The organism is Paraburkholderia bryophila (assembly GCF_003269035.1).
Taxonomy (GTDB): domain Bacteria; phylum Pseudomonadota; class Gammaproteobacteria; order Burkholderiales; family Burkholderiaceae; genus Paraburkholderia; species Paraburkholderia bryophila.
Window position 1 is genome coordinate 1 of sequence record NZ_QLTK01000023.1, and the last position, 22,216, is coordinate 22,216.

At 65.0% G+C, this 22,216-nt stretch carries 19 protein-coding genes and 1 pseudogene; 7 read left to right on the plus strand and 13 right to left on the minus strand.

All coding sequences use genetic code 11. The features are described 5' to 3' along the window. Positions 1–134, minus strand: a pseudogene (locus BX591_RS26135) (2-methylcitrate synthase); the annotation flags it as partial. A gap of 222 nt (positions 135–356) precedes the next feature. On the opposite strand from BX591_RS26135, the gene prpR reads away from it, so the two are divergent. Continuing rightward, positions 357–2,330, plus strand: a complete 1,974-nt coding sequence (gene prpR / locus BX591_RS26140) for a propionate catabolism operon regulatory protein PrpR (RefSeq protein ID WP_111934219.1) — start codon at positions 357–359, stop codon at positions 2,328–2,330. On the opposite strand, the gene BX591_RS26145 is transcribed toward prpR, so the two are convergent. From BX591_RS26145 to BX591_RS26195, 11 genes are all read right to left on the minus strand, one after another. Continuing rightward, positions 2,287–2,667: a helix-turn-helix domain-containing protein gene (locus tag BX591_RS26145; protein ID WP_111934220.1), complete on the minus strand. Its 381-nt coding sequence runs from the start codon at positions 2,665–2,667 to the stop codon at positions 2,287–2,289. The two genes, prpR and BX591_RS26145, sit on opposite strands and share 44 nt — an antisense overlap. Beyond that, on the minus strand, positions 2,664–3,845 hold the full coding sequence (locus tag BX591_RS26150) for an NAD(P)/FAD-dependent oxidoreductase (protein ID WP_111934221.1): 1,182 nt from the start codon (positions 3,843–3,845) through the stop codon (positions 2,664–2,666). The genes BX591_RS26145 and BX591_RS26150 overlap by 4 nt, the downstream gene beginning before the upstream one ends. Continuing rightward, a complete protein-coding gene (locus BX591_RS26155) occupies positions 3,842–5,212 on the minus strand; it encodes an FAD/NAD(P)-dependent oxidoreductase (protein WP_111934222.1) in 1,371 nt (456 codons plus the stop codon). The genes BX591_RS26150 and BX591_RS26155 overlap by 4 nt, the downstream gene beginning before the upstream one ends. After that, complete coding sequence (locus tag BX591_RS26160; RefSeq protein ID WP_111934223.1) at positions 5,197–5,511, minus strand: (2Fe-2S)-binding protein; 315 nt, start codon at positions 5,509–5,511, stop codon at positions 5,197–5,199. Before BX591_RS26160 ends, BX591_RS26155 begins: the two co-directional genes overlap by 16 nt. Next, complete coding sequence (locus BX591_RS26165) at positions 5,508–7,352, minus strand: ABC transporter ATP-binding protein (protein ID WP_111934224.1); 1,845 nt, start codon at positions 7,350–7,352, stop codon at positions 5,508–5,510. Before BX591_RS26165 ends, BX591_RS26160 begins: the two co-directional genes overlap by 4 nt. Continuing rightward, complete coding sequence (locus BX591_RS26170) at positions 7,352–8,302, minus strand: ABC transporter permease (protein ID WP_111934225.1); 951 nt, start codon at positions 8,300–8,302, stop codon at positions 7,352–7,354. The genes BX591_RS26165 and BX591_RS26170 overlap by 1 nt, the downstream gene beginning before the upstream one ends. Further along, complete coding sequence (locus BX591_RS26175; protein WP_111934226.1) at positions 8,299–9,252, minus strand: ABC transporter permease; 954 nt, start codon at positions 9,250–9,252, stop codon at positions 8,299–8,301. Before BX591_RS26175 ends, BX591_RS26170 begins: the two co-directional genes overlap by 4 nt. A gap of 37 nt (positions 9,253–9,289) precedes the next feature. Next, positions 9,290–10,906 carry an ABC transporter substrate-binding protein gene (locus tag BX591_RS26180; RefSeq protein ID WP_111934227.1) on the minus strand — a complete coding sequence of 539 codons (1,617 nt, stop codon included), beginning with the start codon at positions 10,904–10,906 and terminating at the stop codon, positions 9,290–9,292. 81 nt (positions 10,907–10,987) lie between these two features. Further along, complete coding sequence (locus tag BX591_RS26185) at positions 10,988–12,262, minus strand: NAD(P)/FAD-dependent oxidoreductase (protein ID WP_111934228.1); 1,275 nt, start codon at positions 12,260–12,262, stop codon at positions 10,988–10,990. 65 nt (positions 12,263–12,327) lie between these two features. Then, complete coding sequence (locus tag BX591_RS26190; RefSeq protein ID WP_111934229.1) at positions 12,328–12,996, minus strand: haloacid dehalogenase type II; 669 nt, start codon at positions 12,994–12,996, stop codon at positions 12,328–12,330. Between the two features lie 229 nt (positions 12,997–13,225). Further along, a complete protein-coding gene (locus BX591_RS26195) occupies positions 13,226–14,716 on the minus strand; it encodes an aldehyde dehydrogenase family protein (protein ID WP_111934230.1) in 1,491 nt (496 codons plus the stop codon). A gap of 290 nt (positions 14,717–15,006) precedes the next feature. Here BX591_RS26195 and BX591_RS26200 point away from each other — a divergent pair, with 290 nt between their 5' ends. The 4 genes from BX591_RS26200 to BX591_RS26215 all read left to right on the plus strand — a co-directional run bounded on the left by BX591_RS26200 (position 15,007) and on the right by BX591_RS26215 (position 18,977). Next, positions 15,007–15,912 carry a GNAT family N-acetyltransferase gene (locus BX591_RS26200; RefSeq protein WP_111934310.1) on the plus strand — a complete coding sequence of 302 codons (906 nt, stop codon included), beginning with the start codon at positions 15,007–15,009 and terminating at the stop codon, positions 15,910–15,912. A gap of 6 nt (positions 15,913–15,918) precedes the next feature. After that, complete coding sequence (locus tag BX591_RS26205) at positions 15,919–16,845, plus strand: 2-hydroxyacid dehydrogenase (RefSeq protein ID WP_111934231.1); 927 nt, start codon at positions 15,919–15,921, stop codon at positions 16,843–16,845. Between the two features lie 185 nt (positions 16,846–17,030). Next, positions 17,031–18,428: an aspartate aminotransferase family protein gene (locus BX591_RS26210; protein WP_111934232.1), complete on the plus strand. Its 1,398-nt coding sequence runs from the start codon at positions 17,031–17,033 to the stop codon at positions 18,426–18,428. Positions 18,429–18,479: 51 nt separating this feature from the next. Beyond that, a complete protein-coding gene (locus BX591_RS26215) occupies positions 18,480–18,977 on the plus strand; it encodes an Lrp/AsnC family transcriptional regulator (RefSeq protein WP_111934233.1) in 498 nt (165 codons plus the stop codon). 27 nt (positions 18,978–19,004) lie between these two features. Here BX591_RS26215 and BX591_RS26220 read toward each other — a convergent pair whose 3' ends face one another. Next, the gene (locus BX591_RS26220; RefSeq protein ID WP_111934234.1) at positions 19,005–19,952 is read right to left on the minus strand and encodes a LysR substrate-binding domain-containing protein; all 948 of its coding nucleotides are present in this window, start codon (positions 19,950–19,952) and stop codon (positions 19,005–19,007) included. Between the two features lie 143 nt (positions 19,953–20,095). Here BX591_RS26220 and BX591_RS26225 point away from each other — a divergent pair, with 143 nt between their 5' ends. Both BX591_RS26225 and BX591_RS26230 read left to right on the plus strand, forming a co-directional pair. After that, positions 20,096–21,178 carry a tartrate dehydrogenase gene (locus BX591_RS26225; protein ID WP_111934235.1) on the plus strand — a complete coding sequence of 361 codons (1,083 nt, stop codon included), beginning with the start codon at positions 20,096–20,098 and terminating at the stop codon, positions 21,176–21,178. Positions 21,179–21,223: 45 nt separating this feature from the next. Further along, a complete protein-coding gene (locus tag BX591_RS26230) occupies positions 21,224–22,213 on the plus strand; it encodes a M14 family metallopeptidase (RefSeq protein ID WP_111934236.1) in 990 nt (329 codons plus the stop codon). Positions 22,214–22,216 lie beyond the last annotated feature (3 nt).

The following is a 22,216-nucleotide window of genomic DNA, read 5'->3' on the forward strand; positions in this document are numbered from 1 at the left end:
CGGTAATGCAGATCGTTGCCGGTCTTGCCGACCGTGCACAGGGCGGTATTGCCCGCCGTCACGCCCGACAGCGCCACGGATTTCTTCGGTTTGAATGCGCCTGCGGCCGGCGTGCTGTTGTCTGCTTCGCTCATGGGTTTGTCTCCAGATGCATTGGGGGTGCTGTTGACTTTGACTGCAGCCTGAAATGCAAAGAACGGGCCAGGCGTGACGGATCGATCTAAGTGCCTGATTTAACAAAAGACCGCTGTCCGGCATAGCTAGCCGCTCATTTCATAATTGAAATCACAATTTCAAATTCGAAATTTAACGGTGCATAATAGCCGGACCTCACACGCACGCCGCGAGCGCCCATCTTGAGCACACCGCTTTTCGAACCCGGTCTGCGCCCTCGTATCTGGGCGCTCAGCATCAGCCGCCTGCGCGATCTGTTTTTCGACATCGCCGCCGAATACGTGGAGCGCGCGGATTTGCGCGTCGTGTCGCACGGTTTCGAAGACGCGGTGCGCGAGATCGAAGCGGCAGGCACGGGGCGTCCCGATGTCGTGATCGCCGGCGGCTCCAACGGCGCGTATCTGAAAACCCGCGTCTCCGTTCCGGTCGTGCAGATCAGTCCGACAGGCTTCGACGTCATGCATGCGCTCGCCCGCGCGCGGCGCGACGGCGCGAACGTCGCCCTCGTCACGCACGGCAATACACCCGACGAAGTACGGCGCTTCGTGGCTGCCTACGCGCTCGACGTCACGTTGGCGTCGTATCAATCCGCGCAGGACGCGGAAAGCGTCGTGCTCGATCTGCGCGATCGCGGCATCGACATGCTGGTCGGTCCCGGCCTCGCCACCGATCTCGCGGCGAACGCCGGCATGGGCGCGGTGTTTCTCTACTCGCGCGCGTCGATCCGCGCCGCCTTCGACACCGCGCTCGAAGTCGCGCAAGCCACTCGGCGCGAAACGGTGCGTCGTCAACGGCTCGACAACCTGCTGCAACATCTGCGCGATGGCGTGGTGGCGCTCGACGCGCAAGGCCGAGTCGAAGCCATGAACCAACGGCTCGCCAGCCTGCTCGGCATCGACGCCGCGCGCGCGGTAGGCCGCGTGTTGCTCGAACTCGCGCCGGATCTCGCCGGCAGTCTGCCGGAGGCGGACGGCGACGCTTTCTGCACGGTGCGCGGCGCGAGTTACGTCGTGCATCGCGGGCCGCTGGCGAGCAGTGGCGCGGCGGCCGGCACGGTGCTGACGTTTCAGGAATCGCGTGCGGTCGAACGGCTCGACCGCACGTTACGCTCGCGCCAGCGCGTGCAGCAGTTCAGCGCGCGTTACCGGCTCGACGATATCGTCGGCGCTTCCGACTCGATCGAACGGGTACGCACGCTGGTTCAGCGTTATGCGCGCTCCGACGCCACCGTTCTGATTCTCGGCGAAAGCGGCACGGGCAAGGAAATGGTTGCGCAGAGCATGCATCAGTTGAGCGCGCGGCGCGATTTCGCGTTCGTCGCGATCAATTGCGGCGCGTTTCCCGAGGCGTTGCTGGAAAGCGAATTGTTCGGCTACGAGGAAGGCGCATTCACCGGCGCGCGCAAAGGCGGCAAGGCGGGGCTGATCGAAGTGGCGCACCGCGGCACGCTGTTTCTCGATGAGATCGGCGAAATGCCGCTGTCGTTGCAGAGTCGCCTATTGCGGGTGCTGCAGGAACGCGAGGTGGTGCGTTTGGGTTCGACGGAGCCGACGCGGGTCGATATCCGCGTCGTCGCGGCGACGCATCGTGCGTTGACGGAGGGCATCGCCGCGGGGCGTTTTCGCGCGGACCTCTACTATCGGCTCAACATTCTGAGCATCGCGCTGCCGCCGCTGCGCAAGCGTCCCACCGACCTGCTGCCACTCGCCGTCGAACTGTTATTGCAGGCCGCCGCGCGTGAACCGAGGCTCGCAGCGCGGCTGCCGGATGCCGCGGCAGCGGAACGGCTACTCGAAGGTCTCGGCGATGCGTTGCGACACTACCCGTGGCCCGGCAATGTGCGTGAATTGCAGAACGTGATCGAACGGCTCGCGGTGGAACTCGCCGACGCCGACATGGATTCAGACACCGGCGCGATTCAAGTCAAGGCCGCCCTCCCGCGCGAAATTCTGCGCGCCGTCGCGCCTGAAATCAGCTTCGATCCTCAACCACGCGCGAAAAAATCGGCCCTCACGTTACGCGAACGCAGCCGTCACGTGGAAGCCGACGAAATCCGCGCGGCGCTCGTCACGCACGGCGGCGACCGCGACGCGGTGTGCGCCGACCTCGGTATCAGCAAGACGACGTTATGGCGGAAGCTGAACGCGGCGCAGTAACGCTCCCGGCACGGCCGCCGGCACGCTCGATAAACATGCTCGGCGTCATCCCGCAGCAGCGCTTGAAATGCCGGCTGAAATGGCTCTGATCGAAGAAGCCGACCTCGGTCGCCACCACCGAACCCGGCACGCCCTCGAGCAACAACATCTGCGCGCGCTGAATCCGCAAACCGCACAGATACCGATACGGCGACGAACCATACTGCTGCCGGAACGCCGTCGCGAAGCGCGACACGCTCAGCGCGGACAGCGCCGCGAGCTGCGCGAGCGTCACCGGTTCGTCGAAGTGCGCTTCGATAAACGCTCGCGCGGCGTTGAGCCCAAGCGACTGTCTCATGACATCACCGTGCTTGAACTGACCGCCGCCTGTCTGGCGGCGAATCGCTGAATGGAAAACACCTCGAGCGGAATCTCGGTGCGGCCCGTTCCGACGAGCTCCGCCATGGTCTCGCCCACGCCCGGCCCGATCTGGAAACCCGACCCGCAAAAACCGAACGCGTAAAACAACCCATCCACCTTGCTGCTCGGGCCGATCACCGGTTCGCTGTCCGGCAGATAGCTTTCCACGCCGCTCCACACGCGAATCACATGCAGCGGCGCGAGCGCGGGCACGAGCCGGCGCAATTGCCTGAGTTGGCCCACCGTATTGGCCGGCAGCACCGAAGCGCGGCATGTCGCGGCATCCGCCGGCCCGGGCGGGCCGCCACCCACGATGATGTTGCCGCGCGGAATCTGCCGGAAGTAAATGCTCTCCTCCTTGATCGACGTGAACACGCCGATCGACGACTTGAACACATACGGCACCGGCTCCGTCACGCACATTTGCGGGCCGCTCGCGATGAGCGGCACCGTCTCGCCGAATTGTTCAGTCAGACGCGTGGCCCACGCGCCGGCGCAGATCACGAGTTGCGCCGCCCAATACACGTCGCCGCGGGCACTCTCCACGCGAAACCGTTCGCCGTCTTTCTCGACCCGAACGATCTCCGTGTTCTCCACGATCCGCGCGCCGAGCCGCGCCGCCGCCCGGCCGAAGGCGGGCGCCGCGAGCCGCGGATTCGCGTGGCCGTCGAGCGGCGAAATCGACGCCGCCAGCACCTCGCGACCGAGAAACGGCAAGCGCTCGAACACGGCCTCGCCGCGCAGCACGTCGAGATCGAGACCATGGGCGCGCGCGTCGATCGCGTACTGTTCGACGTTCTCGACGTCTTTCTGGTGATAGCAAACCCGCGTATGCCCCACCGGCAGAAACTCGATGTCCTCACCGAGCAGTTCCGCCGAACGCTGCCACGTACGCAGCGCGCGGTTCGACATCGCGAGTTGCGGCAATGCGCGGCCTTGCCGGCGAATCCCGCCGAAATTCACGCCGCTCGCCTGCTGCCCCGTAAGACCGCGTTCGAGCAGAATCACCGACCGGTTGCGCTGGCGCAGAAAGAACGCCGTCGTAGTCCCCATGATGCCGCCGCCGATCACGATGACATCGGCCTCGCCGCCCTTGACCGGAGAAGTCGCGCTCATTCGCTCACCTCTTCGACCAACGCCACGGGCAGCGGTTTAACCGGCGCCTGGCCGCGTAACCGTCCCACGGAAGACAACGGCACGCTCGCAGCCGCTGCGATAATCTCGGCGCCCGCATGGCCACAATAGCGCCCCTGGCAACGGCCCATGCCGACGCGCGAAAACGCCTTCGCGCGATTGGCTTCGCACGCGCCGGTTGCCTGCACGACGCGGCGCAATTCGCCGGCCGTGATCGCTTCGCAACGGCAGACGATCGTTTCGTCCGGCAACGAGGCGGCGAATTTCGCCGGCCACGGAAACGCTTCTCTCAACCCGGCGGCGAAGCGTGTGAAGCGCGCGAGTTCGGCACGCAAGCGCTCCACGCCGTCAACCGGCGTACCCAGGTCCTGCAACGCCGCCAGCGCAGCCAGACGTCCGGACCGTTCGGCAGCGTCGGCGCCGCGCACCCGTGCGCCGTCGCCCGCCAGATAAACGCCTTTAATGCTGCTACGGCCGTCGGCGTCGACCAGTGGAAGCCACTGCTGCGCGGCATCGTCGAAAATAAACCGGCAGCCCGCGAGATCCGCGAGTTGCGTCTCGGGACGCAGGTGATAACCGAGTGCCACGGCATCGCACGCGAACTCGAGGCGCGCGCCGCCAGGCAGCGCGACTTCCACGCCGCTCACGCCGTTTTGCGGCGAGCCTTTGATCTCGACAGGCTGCACGCCGCGATGAACCGGCACGCGTGCCTTGGCGAGCACGCGTGTCAACGCGATGCCTTTCCTCAACGCGGCGGGAATCGCCAGCAACTTGGGCAATGCGGCCACACGCTGCATGAAGGTCGACGTATCCAGCACCGCCGCCACCTGCGCGCCGGCCTTCACGTACTGCGCCGCCACGAGATACAGCAACGGCCCGCTGCCCATCATCACGACCCGCGAGCCGATCGCGCAGCCCTGCGATTTCAGCGCCACCTGCGCGCCGCCGAGGCTATACGTGCCCGCCTGATGCCAGCCCTTCACCGGCATCAACCGATCGGTTGCGCCGCTGCAAACGATCAGCGCGTCGAACGGCAGCGTCCGGTAGTGCGTGCCGCTCGCCAGATGCACGGCATTCGGCGAGATATTCCACACCAGCGTGTCCGGCAGATAGTCGATCCTGCTCTTCAACGCATCGAAGCTCCGGTGCAGCGACGCGGCACGCTCGGCCTCGGTGCCGTAAAGCGTTTCGTAGCTGCGAGAAAAGCCTTCCGGTTGGCGCCGATAAATCTGCCCGCCGTCACGCCGCCCTTCGTCGATCACGGTCGGCCGCAGCCCCGCTTCGACCAGCGCCTGTGCGGCGCGCACGCCCGCCGGCCCGCTGCCTATCACGACTATCCGCGCGGCCATACGCCCTCCCCGGCTTCCGCCAGCTTCGTGACGATCGCCATACCCGGCACGGCGGGCGTGCTGCACGCGCGCACACGCTCGCCTTGCGCGGTCCACACCCAGCAATCCTGGCACGCGCCCATCAGACAGAAACCGGCGCGACGTCCGTCGCCGAATTCGGAATCGCGCAACGTGGTCGCGCCGGTCAACAGCGCGACTATCAGCGTGTCGCCCTCCGCGGCTTCGCGCGCCACACCGTCCACGGTGATTGCAAAGGTGTTACGGCCGGTTTCCGCGAGCCGTATAAATCGTCCGTTCATGCCGGAATCGTCTCCAGGGTTTGCAAGCTGTTCAATTCGGCGGCGGGATGGTGGCAAAGAATCTCCGCGCCGCAGGGCAGCTTCTTGAGCGACGGCGGCGTCATGTTGCACATGCCGTCGATCCGCACCGGACAACGCGCGCGGAACGCACACAGCTCGGCGATATCGGCGCTCTCGCCCATGGCCGGTAACGCGCCGGCGACGATCCCGCGACGCGCGTCGAGCCAACCCGGTTGCAACGTCGGCACCGAATCGACCAGCAAACCCGTATACGGGTGATAAGGCGGCGCCGCGAGCATGTTGCGCTGTCCCGCTTCCACGCGATGGCCGGCATACAGCACGATCACGTCGTCGCAGATCGCGCGCACCGTCGAAATGTCGTGGCTGATGAACATGTACGACACGCCCAGCTCGCGCCTCAATTCGGCCAGCAGATCGAGAATCGCAGCGCCGACCACGGTGTCGAGCGCGGAGGTCACTTCGTCGCACAGAATCAATGCGGGGTCGGCGGCCAGCGCGCGCGCCAGATTCACGCGCTGCTTCTGACCGCCCGATAACCCGGCCGGCGTGCGCGTGGCGATCGAAGCCGGCAGCTTCACCAGATCGAGCAGCGCCAGCATGCGCTTCTTCGCGTCCGAACCGCGCAGATGGTGATAAAACGCGAGCGGCCGGCCAAGAATGTCGGCGATCGAATGACTCGGGTTCAGTGCCGTGTCGGCGTTCTGGAACACGATCTGAATCTGCCGGTATTGCTCCGGCGTGCGCCGCGACAGTTGCGCGGGCAACGGCTTGCCGTTGAACAGCACCTCGCCGCTCGCACGGTCGACCAACCCGGCCACCACTCGCGCCAGCGTCGTCTTACCCGAGCCGGACTCGCCGATCACGCCGAGCGTGCTGCCGCGCGGAATCGACAGGCTGACGTCGTCGAGCACGCGCACGGCGGGGGACCCAAACCGGTCGATGCGCCCATAACCCGCCGACAGGCCACGAATTTCCAGCAACGGCGGCACCCGTGCGCCGACGGTGAGCGGCGCATCCAGTTCGAGTTCGGGGCGGCGTGTCGCGGCCAGCAACTGGCGCGTGTACGCATCCACGGGCGCGTCGAGCACTTGCGCGACCGCGCCGTTTTCCTTCACCGCGCCGCCGTTCAATACGACGATGCGGTCCGCCATCTGCGCAACGACCGCCAGATCGTGCGAGACGTACACGGCCGTCGTGCCCAACTCGCGCACCACCTTTTTGAAGGCCGCGAGCACTTCGATCTGCGTGGTCACATCCAGCGCCGTGGTCGGCTCGTCGAACACCACCACGGCCGGATCGGTGATCAAGGCCATCGCGGCCATCAAGCGCTGCAACTGCCCGCCCGACACCTGGTGCGGATAGCGCTCGCCGATCGTCTCCGGCGCGGGCAACGCCAGCGCGCGGAACAGGCCGATCGCTTTGGCGCTGGCGGCCTCTTTCGTCATCAGCCGGTGCAGCAGCGCCGGCTCGGTGACCTGATCCATGATGGTGCGCGCCGGGTTGAAGCCGGCCGCCGCGCTCTGCGCGACATAGGCCACCGTGCGCGCGCGCAACGCGCGGCGTCCTTTCGCGTCGAGCGACAACACGTCGAGCCCGCCGATGCACACCGAGCCGCCGCTGATCGAGCAGCCCGCCCGCGCATAGCCGAGCAGCGCCAGCGCAATGGTTGTCTTGCCCGAACCCGACTCGCCGATCAGCGCCAGAACCTCGCCCTGCTTCACCGAAAAATCGACGCCCTTGACGATCTCGGTCACGGCGCCCGGCGCCGCGCCGGCGACGACGCGCAGACCTCGTACTTCAATCATGTCCCGCTCGGCCATCACGCACCTCCATGACTACGGCCGCGACGCCGCAAATTGTCGATCAGCAGATTCATCCCGATCGTCAGCGTCGCAATCGCGACAGCCGGCATCAATACGGCGGGCGCACCTTCCGATAGACCACCGATGTTCTCGCGCACCAGCGATCCCCAATCGGCATTGGGCGGCTGCACGCCGAGCCCGAGAAAACTCAGCCCGCTCAACAGCAGCACGATGAACACGAAGCGCAAACCGAAATCCGCGAGCATCGGATGAATCATGTTCGGTAGCACTTCGACCCGTGCGATATAGAAAATCCCTTCGCCGCGAGCGCGCGCCACCTGCACGTATTCGAGTCCCATCAGGTTCACCGCGAGCGAGCGCGAAATCCGGAACGCGCCGGGAATGTAGGCCAACGCCGCGACCGTGGTCAGCATCGTGATCGACGAACCGAACGCGGCGATCACCACCAGCGCGAGCACCTTGCTCGGAATCGAAATCAGCGCGTCGAACAGGCGGCTGATAATTTCATCGACCCAGCGGCCGGACACCGCGGCGAGCAAACCGAAGAACGTGCCGATCACGCTGGCGAGTACGGCAGCGGCCAGCGCGAGCCCGACCGTATAGCGCGCGCCGTAGAGAATCCGGCTCAGCATGTCGCGGCCGAGATAGTCGGTGCCGAGCGGATAGGCCGCGCTATACCGGCCGAAAATTTCCGTCGACGTCAGCGCGCCGCCTTTGTACGGCGCGACCAGCGGTCCGACGAATGCGACCAGTAGCCAGAACGCGACCATCGTCAGGCCGATCAGACCGAGCACGGAAAAACGCTGCACGAGGCGTTTGAACACGCCCTGATTCAACGCCGCCGTTTCGACGGGTGCGGGCTCGACAACCACCTCGTCGCGCTGCACGTCGTACAGTTCCGTGCCCGCGTGCGGAACGTGGTGGGGATTGGTAGGTTGGCTCATCATCGACGTAGCCTCGGGTTGGAGACGATTTGACACAGATCGGCGATCAGCACGAGGGCGAGATACGCCGCGCAGAACACCATCACGCAGCCCTGCACGAGCGGCATGTCGCGATTCGTGACCGCGTCGACCATCAGGCTCGCCAGGCCCGGATAGTTGAAGATCGACTCGACGATCACCACGCCGCCGAACAGATACGACAGGCTCAGCGCCACCGCGTTGGCAATCGGCCCGACGGTGTTCGGCAACACGTGCCGCCACACCACGCGCACCGGCGAGGCACCCTTGAGCACCGCCATTTCCACGTACGACGAATTGAGCTGATCGAGCACCGCGGCGCGTGTCATGCGCGCCATCTGCGCCACGAGCACGCAGCACAGCGTCATGACCGGCATCGCGTAGATCCGCAGCAGCGCACCGAACGAATGCACTTCCGACAGATACGACAGCGCCGGCAGCCAGCGCAGCTTCACGGCGAAGATCAGCACCGCGACGGTGGCGATCAGGAACTCCGGCACCGCCACCGTGGACAGTGTCAGCACGTTGAGCGTGCGGTCGAGCAGCGAGCCGCGAAACATGGCCGACGCAATGCCGATCGTCAGCGCGAGCGGTACCGAGACCAGCGCCGTGAGACCGGCAAGCACCAGCGAGTTCGGCAGACGCGTCGCGATCAGTTGGCTGACGGGCAGGTTGTTCGACATCGAGGTGCCGAAGTTGCCGGTGACCACCTGCACCAGCCACTCGACGTAGCGTTGCAGCGCCGGCTGATCGAGACCGAACTGATGCCGCAGGGCGGCGACGGCTTCGGGCGTCGCCGCCTGACCGAGCGCCTGCTGGGCCGCGTCGCCCGGCAGCAGTCCGGTCACGGCGAATACGACCGCCGAGACCAGCAGCAGCGTGAGCAGCGCGAGGCCGAGGCGCGCGGCGATGAGACGTTGCGCATGAGCTTTCATTGAAAGTCGCCTCCTATGGCAGCAGGACCTGTCAGGCTCAGCTTTCGAGCCAGACGTTTTCCGCGAACATGAAACCCATCAACCCGGCCAGCGGAATCGAACCGAGACCCTTGAGCTTGTCCGTGTACGCGTCGAGCGAACTCTGGAACAGCGGAATACCAATGCCGCCGTTGTCGTGGACCAGCACCTGCATGTCGCCGTAAATTTTCTTGCGCTTCGCGTCGTCGGGCTCGCCGCGCGCGGCCACCAGCATCTGGTCGAACTTCGCGCTCTTCCAGTTCGCTTCGTTCCACGGCGCGTCGGACTTGAAGAACTGCGTGAAGATCACGTCGGCGCTCGGACGCGCATTCACCGAGCCGTAGCCGAGCGGATGCTTCATCCAGTGATTCGACCAGTAGCCGTCCGCCGGCACGCGCGTCACCTGCAGATTCAGGCCCGCTTGCGGCGCGACCTGCTGAAGCAGCATGGCCATTTCCACTGAGCCTTCGGCGGCCGGCGAGGCGTAAATCTGGATCGGCGCGCTACCTACCTTCGCCTTCTGGAAGTGAAACTTCGCCTTGTCCGGATCGAAGGCGCGTTGCGGCAAGCCCGCCAGGTAGTACTTGTTGGTCGGATCGATCGGCTGATCGTTGCCGATCGCGCCGTAACCCTGGAAAATCGCCTGACGAATCTGATCGCGGTTCTGCAGATACATCATGCCTCGCCGAAAATCGTCGTTACCGGTCATGCCGTTTTCGTCGCGCACGATCAGATCGGTGTACTCGCCGGTCTTCGTCTCCAGCACCGAGTGGCCGCCGGCGCTCTTGATCTGCGCGGTCGAACGCGGGCTCACCGAGTTGATCAACTGCACGTCGCCGGACAGCAGCGCGTTCACACGCGCCGATTCGTCGCCGATACCGATCAGCTCGACTTCGTCCAGATGCGGCATGCCGGGCTTCCAGTACTTCTCGTTCTTCACGCCGACCGTGCGCACGCCGGGCGAGAACTCCTTGACCTTGAACGGTCCGGTGCCGATCGCGGTTTTGAAATCCCTGGTGCCGTCCTTGATGATCAGGAAATGCGAGGTCGCGAGAATCACCGGCAGGTCGGCATTCGCGCCTTCCAGCGTAATGGTCACTTCGTTCGGGCCGGTGGCCTTCACGTCCTTGATCTGGTCGGCGAGCGTCTTGGCCTTCGAGGCCGTGGCCGGGTCCTTGTGCCGCATGATCGAATAGACCACGTCGGCCGGCGCGAGCGACTTGCCGTCGTGGAACTGCACACCCGTGCGCAGCTTCACGACCCACACGATCGCGTCTTTCGTATCCAGCGAGGTGGCCAGCGCCATCTTCGCGCCGAGGTGCGAATCGAGTTCGGTCAGACCGTTGTAGAACATGAAGCCACGCACATAGTCCGTACCAAGCGCGCCCTTCGCGGGATCGAGCGTGTCGGCGGCGGAGGCCGATTGCGTCGCCACCCGGATCTTGCCGCCCTGCTTCGGCTTTGCTTGCGCGAAGGCCGCGCCGCTCGCGGATAACAGGCCGGCGCCCGTCACGGACATCATGCCGGCCGCGGCCATCGCGCGCAGCACGTCGCGCCGCGATGCCCCCCTGGCGGTCAATCGCTCCAGACTCGTATCGAGTTGAAGCACGCCGTGTTGCGAGTTTTCCTTATTCATCGAACATCTCCGCGAGGGTAAGCGAGGTTGAATTGTGGGTGCGGCTGTGTGGTTGTGATTGCCTGATACGACGACGTGAAATCAATAAAAAATATCCTTGATGCGGTAGTACGTGCCCACCAGCGGCAGAAACCACGGCTTGCCGGTGTGGCCCGGAATCGCGGGCCATTCGGACTCGCGCCACGGGTTCTGTTCTTCGTGGCCGTCCATCACGTCGGCCATCACCTGGCCCATGTGAGTCGACATCTGCGTACCGTGGCCGCTATAGCCCATCGAAAAATACACCCCGTCATGCTGGCCGGCATGCGGCAGGCGGTCGGCGCTCATGTCGACGAGACCGCCCCAGCAATAGTCGATACGCGCATCCGCCAGTTGCGGAAACATCGCGACGAGACCGTCCCGCAGAATCCGTCCGCTCTTCGCGTCCGACGGTCGTTCGGACGCCGTGAAACGCGCGCGGCCGCCGAACAGCAGACGCGAGTCGGGCGTCACGCGGAAGTAGTTGTGCATCAGCCGCGTGGTGGTGTACGCGCGCTGCTTCGGCAACACCTGCTGAAGCAAGGCAGGCGGCAACGGCTCCGTCACGACGATGAACGAGCCGATCGGGGCGATGCGACGCCGATACCAGCCGAACGGTCCGTGCCGCGACGGCCCCGTCGCGATCAGCACCTGCTTGGCGCGCACTTCGCCGCGCGCGGTGGTGACGCGATAGCCGCTGCCGTCCTTCACGATCGCGCTGACTGCCGCGTTCTCGTACAGCTTCGCGCCACGCCGCACGGCGGCATCCGCGAGACCGACGGCAAACCGGCCCATATGCATCTGGCCGCCGTGCCGCTGCAACAGGCCGCCGTGAAAACTGTCCGACTGGACCTCGCCGCGAATCCGTTCGCGGCCGATCAGTTCGATATCCGTATCGACTTCGCGGCGAATCAGCTCCGCCGTCTTCTCCAGATGCGCGAGATGATGCGGTTTGGACGCCAGCTTCAGCTTGCCGGTCGCGATGTAATCGCAGTCGATGTCTTCCTCGCGAATCAGCCGCTCGACCGTGTCGACCGCATCCGAAAACGCGCGATAACACGCGCTGGCCCGTTCCACGCCGAGTTGCGCGACCAGCGCGACGAAGTCCTGCGCAACGCCGGTATTGACCTGCCCGCCGTTGCGCCCGGACGCGCCGCCGCCAATCCGCCCCGCGTCCACCACGCTCACCGTGGCGCCGCGCTTGCCCAGCGCCTGCGCCGCCGACAGTCCGGTAAAGCCGCCGCCGATCACCAGCACATCGGCCTGGCCGTCGACCGGGCCTTCACACGCCGACATCAGCGGCGGTGCGGTGTCGAGCCAATAGGAATCGAGCTTCATCCGGTCTGTCCTTGAGAGAGGCAATGAGCGAGGTAGCCTGGCGTGTTCAGCGCGTGCAACCGCGCTTACAGACCGAGTTCCGCGGCCAGATGCGGAATGTCGTTGACCTCGTAGTACTGGTAGTACGGCGTGGACGGTTCGTGGCCGCGCTTGACGAAGGCCTTGTGCTTGATGCCCATGTCGTGCGCGGTCATCAGGTCGTAGCGCAGGCTCGACGACACATGCAGCACGTCTTCCGGATTGCAGTCCAGCTGATCGAACATGTATTCGAAGCCTTGCATGCGCGGCTTGTACGATTGCGCCTGCTCCGCCGTGAAGACCTTGTGGAACGGCGCGCCGAGCTTGTCGACGTTGCTTTGAATCTGGTTGTTCGACGCGTTCGACAGAATCACCAGCTTGTACTTCTTCGCCAGACGCGCGAGGCCTTCCGGCACGTCGGGATGCGGGCCCCAGGTCGGCACGGCCGTGTAGATTTTCTCGGCTTCCACTTCGTTGAACTCGACGTTCATCCGTTTGCAGGCACGGCGCAACGCGTTGACGACCACGTCGCGATACGGCTTCCATGCGCCGAGCACTTCGTCGCGGCGATAACCCGCGTAGAAGGCGATGAGTTTTTCAAGGTCGTCGCCGCTTAGCAGATGGCCGAACATTTCGCGCGTCATGTCGGCCATGCGGAATTTGGTCAGCGTGCCGTAGCAGTCGAAGGTGATGTACTTCGGTTCGAATTCGATCATGATGATGCAGTCCTATCGAGGTGGTGAACTCGCAGCGAGCTCATTGACGAAAACAGTGGAAAGCTCAGCGCTATAAAAGATTTAATCAGCGCAAAAACATAGATGTTCCTGATTCGGGTGGTGCTGGTGACACAAACCATGCGTTTTGGGGCCACCGGACAGCACAGAATGCGGTGATCGGGCTGCAAGCCTTTCTGGCTAAGGGTTTGCGGCCGTCGCACCAGCGCATTCAAGGACGCAGGTCGATGAGCACGCTTTTAAAACGCAGGTTGGCCTCATACGCCTGGCGGCCGAGGTCCTTGCCGATGCCCGAGCGCTTGTAGCCGCCCGTCGGAATCATGAAATCGGACGTGCGGCCGTACCGGTTGACCCACACCGTGCCCGTTTCGAGACCGCGCACGAAGCGCAGCGCCCGGCCGAGGTCTGCCGTATGCACGCCGGCCGCGAGCCCGTAGTCCGGGTGCTGGGCGAGCACGAGCGCTTCCTCTTCGGTGTCGAAGGTTTGCAGCGTCAGCACGGGGCCGAAGATTTCCTCGCGCACGGCCTCGGAATGCGGCGTGACGTCTGCGAGCAAGGTCGGCGAGTAGAACGCGCCGTGCGCGCCGCCGTCGACACGCGTGCCGCCATGGCGCAGCGTCGCGCCCGCTTCCAGCGTCCGTCCGACGATTGCCTCGATGCGCGCCGCCTGCGGCGCGGAGATGATCGGCGAGAGCGTGGTATCCGCGGCCCAGGTCGCGCCGGGTTTCAGTTCGGCGAAGAGCTTGCCGATGCGCTCGCTCAGCTCGTCGGCGAGGCCGCGTTGAACCAGCAGGCGCGACCCCGTCACGCAAACCTGACCGGCATTGCCGGTAATCGAGCCGGCAATGCGGCGCGCGACCTCGTCCAGACGCGGGGCGTCGGCGAAAACGATTTGCGGGCTCTTGCCGCCCAGTTCGAGCGTGACCGGCTTGGTGCCGCTTTGGGCGCAGGCCGCCATGATCGCGGCGCCGGTGCGCGTGGAACCCGTGAACGTGACCTTGCCGATCCGCGGGTGGCGCACGAGTGCGTCGCCGGTGACCCGGCCGTCGCCCTGAATCACGTTGAAGATGCCGGCAGGCACGCCCGCCTGGACCGCCAGTTCGGCCAGACGCAGCACCGAGAACGGCGTCATCTCCGACGGTTTCAGCACCACCGCGTTGCCCGCCGCCAGCGCAGGGGCGATCTTCCACGACGCCATCACCAGCGGGAAATTCCATGGCGCGATCGCACCGATCACGCCGTAGGGTTCGGCGATCGTCATGCCCAGATGATCGTGATCGGTGGCGGCCACTTCGCCGCCCAGCTTGTCGGCGAACTCCGCGTAGAAGCGGATGCCTTCGGCGGTGAACGGCACGTCCCAGCCGACCGCCTGAGCGATCGGCCGCGTCGAACCGAGCGCTTCGAGGCGGCCGAGCGCCGGCGCGTCGGCTTCGACCAGGTCGGCGAAACGGCGCAGGATTCTGGCGCGGTCGCGCGGCGCCATGCGCGCCCAGCCGCTGTGCCGGAAGGCCTGCCAGGCGTTCTCGACCGCGTGGTCCACGAGCGCGGCATCGGCAACCGGAATGGAGGCGTAGGTCACGCCGTCCGACGGGCGTGATACGTCCAGCCGGTGCGCGCCGCCGTGCTCGTTGCCATCCACGTACTCGCCGCCGATGAAATGCCCACTGCGAATCGCGACGTCGTTCGGATTGAAGCTGTCCATGAGAGAGAGTTCCTGTGTGACTGACTGGAGGGTCCGCGCGCCGGCTTTCACCGCACCGCCGCCATGACAAAATCGTAGAGCCGCGCGCCTGGCATATGTCGCCGACAAAAATCGCCGCACAGCAGAACGCGCTGGTAATGCGGGTCCAGACTGGGCGTTTTGCATCGATTTGCACCGTTGCCCGTTCCGGCGCCCCGGATAAAAAGATCGTCCTAGTCACATCGCGCAGCGAATGACACAGTGACGGCGTAAGCCTTCAGCCATTCAGGGAGTCCCGCGTGTCCGATTCGATGAGCGATTCGATTACCTATAGACGCTTCACCCTCGACGACATCGCCGCCGCGCACGCGCTGACCGTCGAACTCAAGTGGCCGCATCGCGCGGACGACTGGCGCTTCGTCGCGCAACTGGGCGTGGGTTTCGTCGCGGAAGACGCGAGCGGCGTGATCGGCACCGCGCTGTGCTGGAAGTACGGCGCGGATCGCGCGTCGCTCGGCATGGTGATCGTGTCGCCGGCGCGGCAGGGGCGTGGCATCGGCAGGAAGCTGATGGAATGCGTGCTGGCGGAACTCGCGGGCCGCGTCACGTTTCTTCACGCCACACCCGCCGGTCAGCCGCTCTATGAAAGGCTCGGCTTTCGCGCGGCCGGCACGCTCGATCAACATCAGGGCGCGGCGTTCCAGCCGCCGCTGGTGTCCTTGCCGCCCGGCGAGCGTCTGCGTCCGCTCGGCTCCAGCGATACGGCTCGGCTGGTCGAACTGGCTTCGCGGGCCAGCGGCCTGGATCGCGGCGAGGTACTACCGGCGTTGATGAGCGCCGCCGACGGCATCGCGCTCGACCGCGACGGCGAACTGGTCGGCTTCGCGCTGTTTCGCCGCTTCGGGCGGGGCTTCGCGATCGGGCCGGTAGTGGCGCCCGCCTCCCACGATGCAAGCCGCGCCAAGGCGCTGATCAGCCACTGGCTCGCGCTGAATGAAGGCGTATTCGTGCGGATCGATACGCCGGGCGACAGCGGACTGACCGAATGGCTGGAACAGTTGGGGTTACCACGCGTGGATACCGTGGTGAAGATGGTGCGCAGCGAAGCGGACGTCGGCAGCGACGCCTCCCACGCAAATACGGTTGCGTCTGCAAGCACTGCCGCCGCACACGCCACCTGCCTCCAATACGGCATCATCAACCAGGCAATCCTCTAACCGACCATGGCCTTTCTCTACAAAGCCGACCCGGCGCGCGGCGCCCAGTGGGCGAAACTCTTCGCACAGAAAGCGCCGGACCTGCCCTTTCATATCTGGCCCGACCACGGCAATCCGGCCGCGATCCGTTATCTCGCTGCCTGGCAGCCGCCTGAGCATCCCACCCGCACCTTTCCGAATCTGGAAGTCGTGTTCTCGGTTGGCGCGGGTATCGATCAGTTCGACCTGTCGAGCGTACCGGCGCATGTGCCGGTGGTGCGCATGATCGAACCGGGGATTGTCGAAGGCATGGTGGAATACGTCACGCAGGCCGTGCTGACGATTCATCGCGACCTGTTCGACTACGGCTTGCAGCAACAGCAGCAGGTGTGGCGCGAACTGCCGCTCAAACCGGCCGGCCAGCGGCGCGTCGGCGTGCTCGGACTCGGCGTGCTGGGCACGGCCGTTCTGGAGCGCTTGCGGCTGTTTGGCTTCGACTGCGCGGGATGGAGCCGCTCGGCACGCGAGATCGAGGGCGTGGCCTGTTATGCGGGCGAAGAGGAGTTAGATACGTTTCTGACGCGCACCGACGTTCTGATCTGTCTGTTGCCGCTGACGCCCGCGACCCGCGGCCTGCTCGACGCGGCGTTGTTCGCGAAGCTGCCGCGCGGCGCGTCGCTGATTCAAACGGGGCGCGGACCGCATCTGAATCAGCAGGATCTGCTCGCTGCGCTGGATAGCGGCCAGTTGCACAACGCGATTCTCGACGTCACCGATCCCGAACCGCTGCCCGCCGGTCATCCGCTGTGGACGCACCCGCGCGTGCGCATCACGCCGCATATCGCCAGCGCGACGCGGCCCGACACGGCCGTCGACGTCGTGCTCGACAACCTGCGCCGTCATCGCGAAGGCTTGCCGATGCTCGGCCAGATCGACCGGACCCAGGGTTATTGAGCACGCTGCCGGACGCAAAACATCCGCGCGGCACGGCTTTTCAACACCCGCAGCAGAAAATGCCGAGTTCATGTATCAAAACGCGTCGCGCGCGCTTTTCAGGCAATTGTTTAGGCAAGCGGTGAATCGTCGCGGGTCAGTAGTATGGAACGGTCAACAGCCTTTTTCCGCGACGAGAACCCATCATGCCGATTCATTCGCTCATTGAAGCCGACCGCAAGCATCTGATCCATCCGGTCATCAACTACCGCGCGCACGAAGCCCGCGGCGTCACCATCCTCGAATCCGCCAGCGGGGCATTTCTGCGCGACGCGGCCGGCAACGAACTGCTCGACGCCTTTTCCGGGCTGTGGTGCGTGAACACCGGCTATGGCCAGCAGAGCATCGTCGACGCGGCCACCGCGCAGATGCAGAAACTGCCCTACGCGACCGGCTATTTCCACTTCGGCTCGGAGCCGGCCATCGAGTTGGCGCAGAAGCTGGTCGAGCTGTCGCCCGCTTCGCTGCAGCACGTGTATTTCACGCTCGGCGGCTCCGACGCGGTCGACTCCGCGCTGCGCTTCATCACGCATTACTTCAACGCCACGGGCCACCCGTCGAAGAAGCACATCATCGCGCTGCAACGCGGCTATCACGGTTCGTCGACCACCGGCGCGGGTCTCACCGCGTTGCCCGCGTTCCATCGCAACTTCGATCTGCCGCTGCCCAACCAGCATCATCTGCCGTCGCCGTATGCGTACCGCAACGATTTCGCCGACGACGCCGCCCTGATCGCCGCCTCGGTCGCCGCGCTCGAAGCGAAGGTCGCCGAACTCGGCGCGGACAACGTCGCGGCGTTCTTCTGCGAGCCGATCCAGGGGTCGGGCGGCGTGATCGTGCCGCCGTTCGGCTGGCTCAAAGCCATGCGCGACGCTTGCCGTCGGCTCGGCATCCTGTTCGTCGCGGACGAAGTCATTACCGGTTTCGGCCGCACGGGTCCGCTGTTCGCCTGCCAAGGCGAAGGCGTCGAACCGGATCTGATGACGGTGGCGAAAGGCCTCACCGCCGGTTATGCGCCGATGGGCGCGGTGCTGATGTCCGATGAAATTTACCAGGGCATTGCCGATGGCGACGCCGAAGCCGTGGTCGGCCACGGTCACACGTATTCGGCGCATCCGGTGAGTGCGGCGATCGGCCTCGAAGTGCTGCGCCTGTATCACGAAGGCGGGCTGCTGGCGAACGGCGTGGCGCGGGCGCCGCGCTTCGCGCGCGGTCTCGATGCGCTGCTCGCGCATCCGCTGGTGGGCGATTCGCGCCATCGCGGCCTGCTCGGCGCACTCGAACTGGTCGCCGACAAAGAGACCCGGGCGGGCTTCGACCCGGCGCTGAAACTGTCCGAGCGGATCGCTGCCGCCGCGTATGAAAACCGCCTGATTTTCCGTGCATTCGGTGACAACATTCTCGGCTTCGCGCCGGCCTTGTCGTACACCGAGGCCGACTTCGACCTGATGTTCGAACGCCTCGAAAAAACCCTCGACGACGTGCTCGCACAAGCCGACGTCAGGGCCGCGCTGAAGGTCAAAACTCACGCCGCTGCATGCTAGAGTAGAGGCACCCTCAGCCTGTCACCCAACCGCCGGAGCGACAACGTTACGATGAGCAGCGACTGCAAGCTTGACCGGATCGACCTGCGGATACTCTCACAGCTGCAGAAGAAAGGCCGCATCACCAACGTCGAGCTTGCCGACGCGGTCGGCCTTTCGCCCAGCCCTTGCCTGATTCGCGTCAAACGTCTGGAGAAGGCCGGCTACATCATCGGCTACGGTGCGCAGATCCAGCTCGAAAAGCTCGGCGACGTGCAGATCGTGTTCACTGAAGTCACGCTCGCCGACCACCGGCGGGAAGACTTCATCAAGTTCGTGAATGCGATCCGCGACGTCGACGAGATCGTCGAATGCCATCTTGCAAGCGGCGGTTACGACTACCTGCTGAAGTTCGTCACGCGCAGCGTGAGCCACTATCAGAGCATTGTCGAAGGCCTGCTCGAACGCGATATCGGCATCGAGAAATACTTCAGCTACGTGATCATCAAGTCGCCGTTCGTGAAGAGCCATTACCCGCTCGAAACCCTGTTCTCGCAGAACCACAACTAGGCGTGTCGATAGCGCCGGGCCCTCATGTCAGGGTTCGGCGGCTTGCTCCAGCGCCGCGCCTTCGGCCGGCGGACTCCATTGCGCGAACTCCTCGCTCAGAAAGTCGACGCATACCCGCACCTTCGCCGACTGCGCGAGCCTCGCCGGATACACCGCCCACAGATTCGCCGGTTGCGTGACCTCGGGCAGCACCTGCTGCAACTGGCCGCTGTCGAGCAGGGGCCGCACGTCCCACATGGAACGCAGCACGATGCCGCGACCGGCCAGTGCCCATTGCACCGCCACTTCGCCGTGATTGGTCGACAACGGTCCGGTGACCTTGATCGAGACCGCTTCGCCGCGCACCGTCAAGCGCCACAAACCGAACGGATGATCGCGCTCCTTGATCGCCAGACACGCATGCGAGGACAGCTCGGCGAGTTGCCGCGGCGCGCCATGCCGCGCGATATAGCCCGGCGACGCGCACAGCACGCGATGATTCGACGCAAGCCGCCGCGCGATCAGATGCGGCGCGATCTCGTCGCCGATGCGAATGTCGAGGTCGAAGCCTTCGCCGGCCACGTCCACGAGACGATCGAACAGATCGAGCCGCACGCTCAGTTGCGGATAACGCTCTGAAAAACGCGCCAGCGCGGGCGCCACGAAACGTCGCCCAAAACCGAAGCTGCTGGAAATGCGCAACTTGCCGCCGGGAATGCGGCGCGTGGTGGAGACGTCTTCCACCAGTTGATCGACGTCGTCGAGAATCTTCTCGGCCCACGCGTAGACGCGTTCGCCGGCTTCCGTAATCGCGACCCGCCGTGTGGACCGATGCAATAAACGCGTGCCGAGCGTAGTCTCGAGCACATTGATCCGTTTGCTGACGTAGGCCGCCGACACCGACAAGGCCTCCGCCGCGGCACTGAAACTGGACTTGCGCGCCACTTCGCAGAACACGCGCAAATCGCCGAGATCGGGTGAAGGGACGGAGTTCATAGGTCGCTCGGCGGTCCATGCGTTTGTACACGAATCGTGCACAGTGGCTTAACTAAAGCGACCATTTTAGGCTCAAACAGCAGGAATAAAATAAACCCTGAATCCGCTTGAAGCGTCGAACGTCCTAATGGAGGAGCAGCAACATGTCGAAGAAATATCGGATCGCGGTCATTCCCGGCGACGGCATTGGTGTCGAAGTGATGCCCGAGGCGTTACGCGTGCTGGACGCGGTGAAAAACCGCTTCGGACTCGACTTCGAGTATCAGCACATTGAATGGGCGAGCTGCGACTACTACGCAAAGCACGGCCAGATGATGCCGGACGACTGGAAAGCGCACTTGCAATCCGCCGATGCGATTCTGTTCGGCGCGGTGGGCTGGCCCGACACGGTGCCTGACCACGTTTCGCTGTGGGGTTCGCTGCTCAAGTTCCGCCGCGAATTCGACCAGTACATCAACCTGCGGCCGGCGCGCCTGTTTGCCGGCGTGCCGTCGCCGCTCGCGGGCCGCAAGGCCGGCGACATCGACTTCTGGATCGTGCGCGAGAACACCGAGGGCGAGTATTCGTCGGTGGGCGGCGTGATGTTCGAAGGCACCGAGCGCGAATTCGTGCTGCAGGAATCGGTCTTCACGCGGCACGGCAGCGAGCGCGTGCTGAAGTTCGCGTTCGACCTCGCGCAGCGCCGCGAGCGCAAGAAGATCACGGTCGCCACCAAGAGCAACGGCATTGCGATCAGCATGCCGTGGTGGGACAAATGCGCGGCCGGCATCGCGGCGCAGTATCCCGACGTGACGTGGGACAAGCAGCATATCGACATTCTGTGCGCGCGCTTCGTGCTGAACCCCGATCGCTTCGACGTGGTGGTCGCCACCAATCTGTTCGGCGACATTTTGTCCGATCTCGGCCCCGCCTGTACCGGCACGATCGGCCTCGCGCCCTCGGCCAATCTGAATCCGGACCGCAAGTTTCCGTCGCTGTTCGAGCCGGTGCACGGGTCGGCGCCCGACATTGCCGGCAAGAACATCGCCAATCCGATCGCGATGATCTGGTCGGCCGCGATGATGCTCGATTTCCTCGGCAATCACGCAGGCAAGGAGCGCGAGGCGCACGACGCGATTCTCGCGGCGATCGAGGCCACGCTGGTGTCAGGCCCGCATACCGGCGACCTGGGCGGCAAGGCGAACACGACCGACGTCGGCCAGGCGATCGCGGCTAAACTTGCCTGAGGTCACCCGAGCCCCCCGTCCCACTCCTTGCCAGGACACCTACGTATGAGCATCGAAGCCTATCCGATCGAAGTCGACTTCCCCGACATCTCGGTGCATGAACACTCGCCGTCGGGAATCGCGTACGTCCATACGTTCGACTCCGGCGTGCCCGGACCGCATGTGATGATCAATGCGCTCACGCACGGCAACGAAGTGTGCGGCGCGATCGTCGTCGACGAACTGCTGCGCCGCCAACTGCGGCCGCGGCGCGGGCGCCTTACGCTGGGGTTCGCGAACGTTGCCGCTTACCTGAGCTTCGATCCCGCGAAGCCCGACGCCGCACGTTTCGTCGATCAGGACTTCAACCGCGTATGGACCGCCGCGACGCTCGACGACACCTCGCGCACCTCCAGCGAACTGGCGCGCGCCCGCGCGATGCGGCCGCTGATCGACACGGTCGACGCCCTGCTCGATCTGCATTCCATGCACGAAAAGAGCAAGCCGCTGATCGTCGCGGGACCGCTGCAAAAAGGCAGCGAGCTGGCCGTGAAGCTCGGCACGCCGGCCACGGTGATCTGCGACGAAGGCCATCCCGAAGGCCGTCGTATGCGCGATTACGAAGGCTTCGGCGATCCGGCCAGCGCGAAGAACGCGTTGCTGATCGAATGCGGACAGCACTGGGAACGCGGCGCGGTCGGCGTGGCGCGCGATACCACCGCGCGTTTTCTGATGCTGGCCGGTGTGATCGACGAAACGGATCTGCCGCCGGGCTGGCTCGCGCCGGTGCCGGCTGCGCAGCACATCGTGCGTGTGACGCAACCGGTCGTGGCGACCAGCATGGACTTCCGTTTCGCCGCGCCGTACACGGGTCTGGAAATCTTCGAGAAGGCCGGCGCCGTGATCGGCTGGTCGAACGGCGAGGCGGTGCTCACGCCTTACGACAACTGCATGCTCGTCATGCCTTCGCTGCGGCAATTGCGGCCGGGCGTCACGGTCGTGCGGCTGGGCAAGATCGAACAGACCGTTACGCGTGCCGACACCACAGGCCGGTGATCG

Bases quoted from the DNA above. Each gene is read 5' to 3' on its own strand.
- BX591_RS26145 (WP_111934220.1), bottom strand. From the start codon at position 2,667: ATGAGACAGTCGCTTGGGCTCAACGCCGCGCGAGCGTTTATCGAAGCG.
- BX591_RS26150 (WP_111934221.1), bottom strand. From the start codon at position 3,845: ATGAGCGCGACTTCTCCGGTCAAGGGCGGCGAGGCCGATGTCATCGTG.
- BX591_RS26155 (WP_111934222.1), bottom strand. From the start codon at position 5,212: ATGGCCGCGCGGATAGTCGTGATAGGCAGCGGGCCGGCGGGCGTGCGC.
- BX591_RS26160 (WP_111934223.1), bottom strand. From the start codon at position 5,511: ATGAACGGACGATTTATACGGCTCGCGGAAACCGGCCGTAACACCTTT.
- BX591_RS26165 (WP_111934224.1), bottom strand. From the start codon at position 7,352: ATGGCCGAGCGGGACATGATTGAAGTACGAGGTCTGCGCGTCGTCGCC.
- BX591_RS26170 (WP_111934225.1), bottom strand. From the start codon at position 8,302: ATGATGAGCCAACCTACCAATCCCCACCACGTTCCGCACGCGGGCACG.
- BX591_RS26175 (WP_111934226.1), bottom strand. From the start codon at position 9,252: ATGAAAGCTCATGCGCAACGTCTCATCGCCGCGCGCCTCGGCCTCGCG.
- BX591_RS26180 (WP_111934227.1), bottom strand. From the start codon at position 10,906: ATGAATAAGGAAAACTCGCAACACGGCGTGCTTCAACTCGATACGAGT.
- BX591_RS26185 (WP_111934228.1), bottom strand. From the start codon at position 12,262: ATGAAGCTCGATTCCTATTGGCTCGACACCGCACCGCCGCTGATGTCG.
- BX591_RS26190 (WP_111934229.1), bottom strand. From the start codon at position 12,996: ATGATCGAATTCGAACCGAAGTACATCACCTTCGACTGCTACGGCACG.
- BX591_RS26195 (WP_111934230.1), bottom strand. From the start codon at position 14,716: ATGGACAGCTTCAATCCGAACGACGTCGCGATTCGCAGTGGGCATTTC.
- BX591_RS26200 (WP_111934310.1), top strand. From the start codon at position 15,007: ATGAGCGATTCGATTACCTATAGACGCTTCACCCTCGACGACATCGCC.
- BX591_RS26205 (WP_111934231.1), top strand. From the start codon at position 15,919: ATGGCCTTTCTCTACAAAGCCGACCCGGCGCGCGGCGCCCAGTGGGCG.
- BX591_RS26210 (WP_111934232.1), top strand. From the start codon at position 17,031: ATGCCGATTCATTCGCTCATTGAAGCCGACCGCAAGCATCTGATCCAT.
- BX591_RS26215 (WP_111934233.1), top strand. From the start codon at position 18,480: ATGAGCAGCGACTGCAAGCTTGACCGGATCGACCTGCGGATACTCTCA.
- BX591_RS26220 (WP_111934234.1), bottom strand. From the start codon at position 19,952: ATGAACTCCGTCCCTTCACCCGATCTCGGCGATTTGCGCGTGTTCTGC.
- BX591_RS26225 (WP_111934235.1), top strand. From the start codon at position 20,096: ATGTCGAAGAAATATCGGATCGCGGTCATTCCCGGCGACGGCATTGGT.
- BX591_RS26230 (WP_111934236.1), top strand. From the start codon at position 21,224: ATGAGCATCGAAGCCTATCCGATCGAAGTCGACTTCCCCGACATCTCG.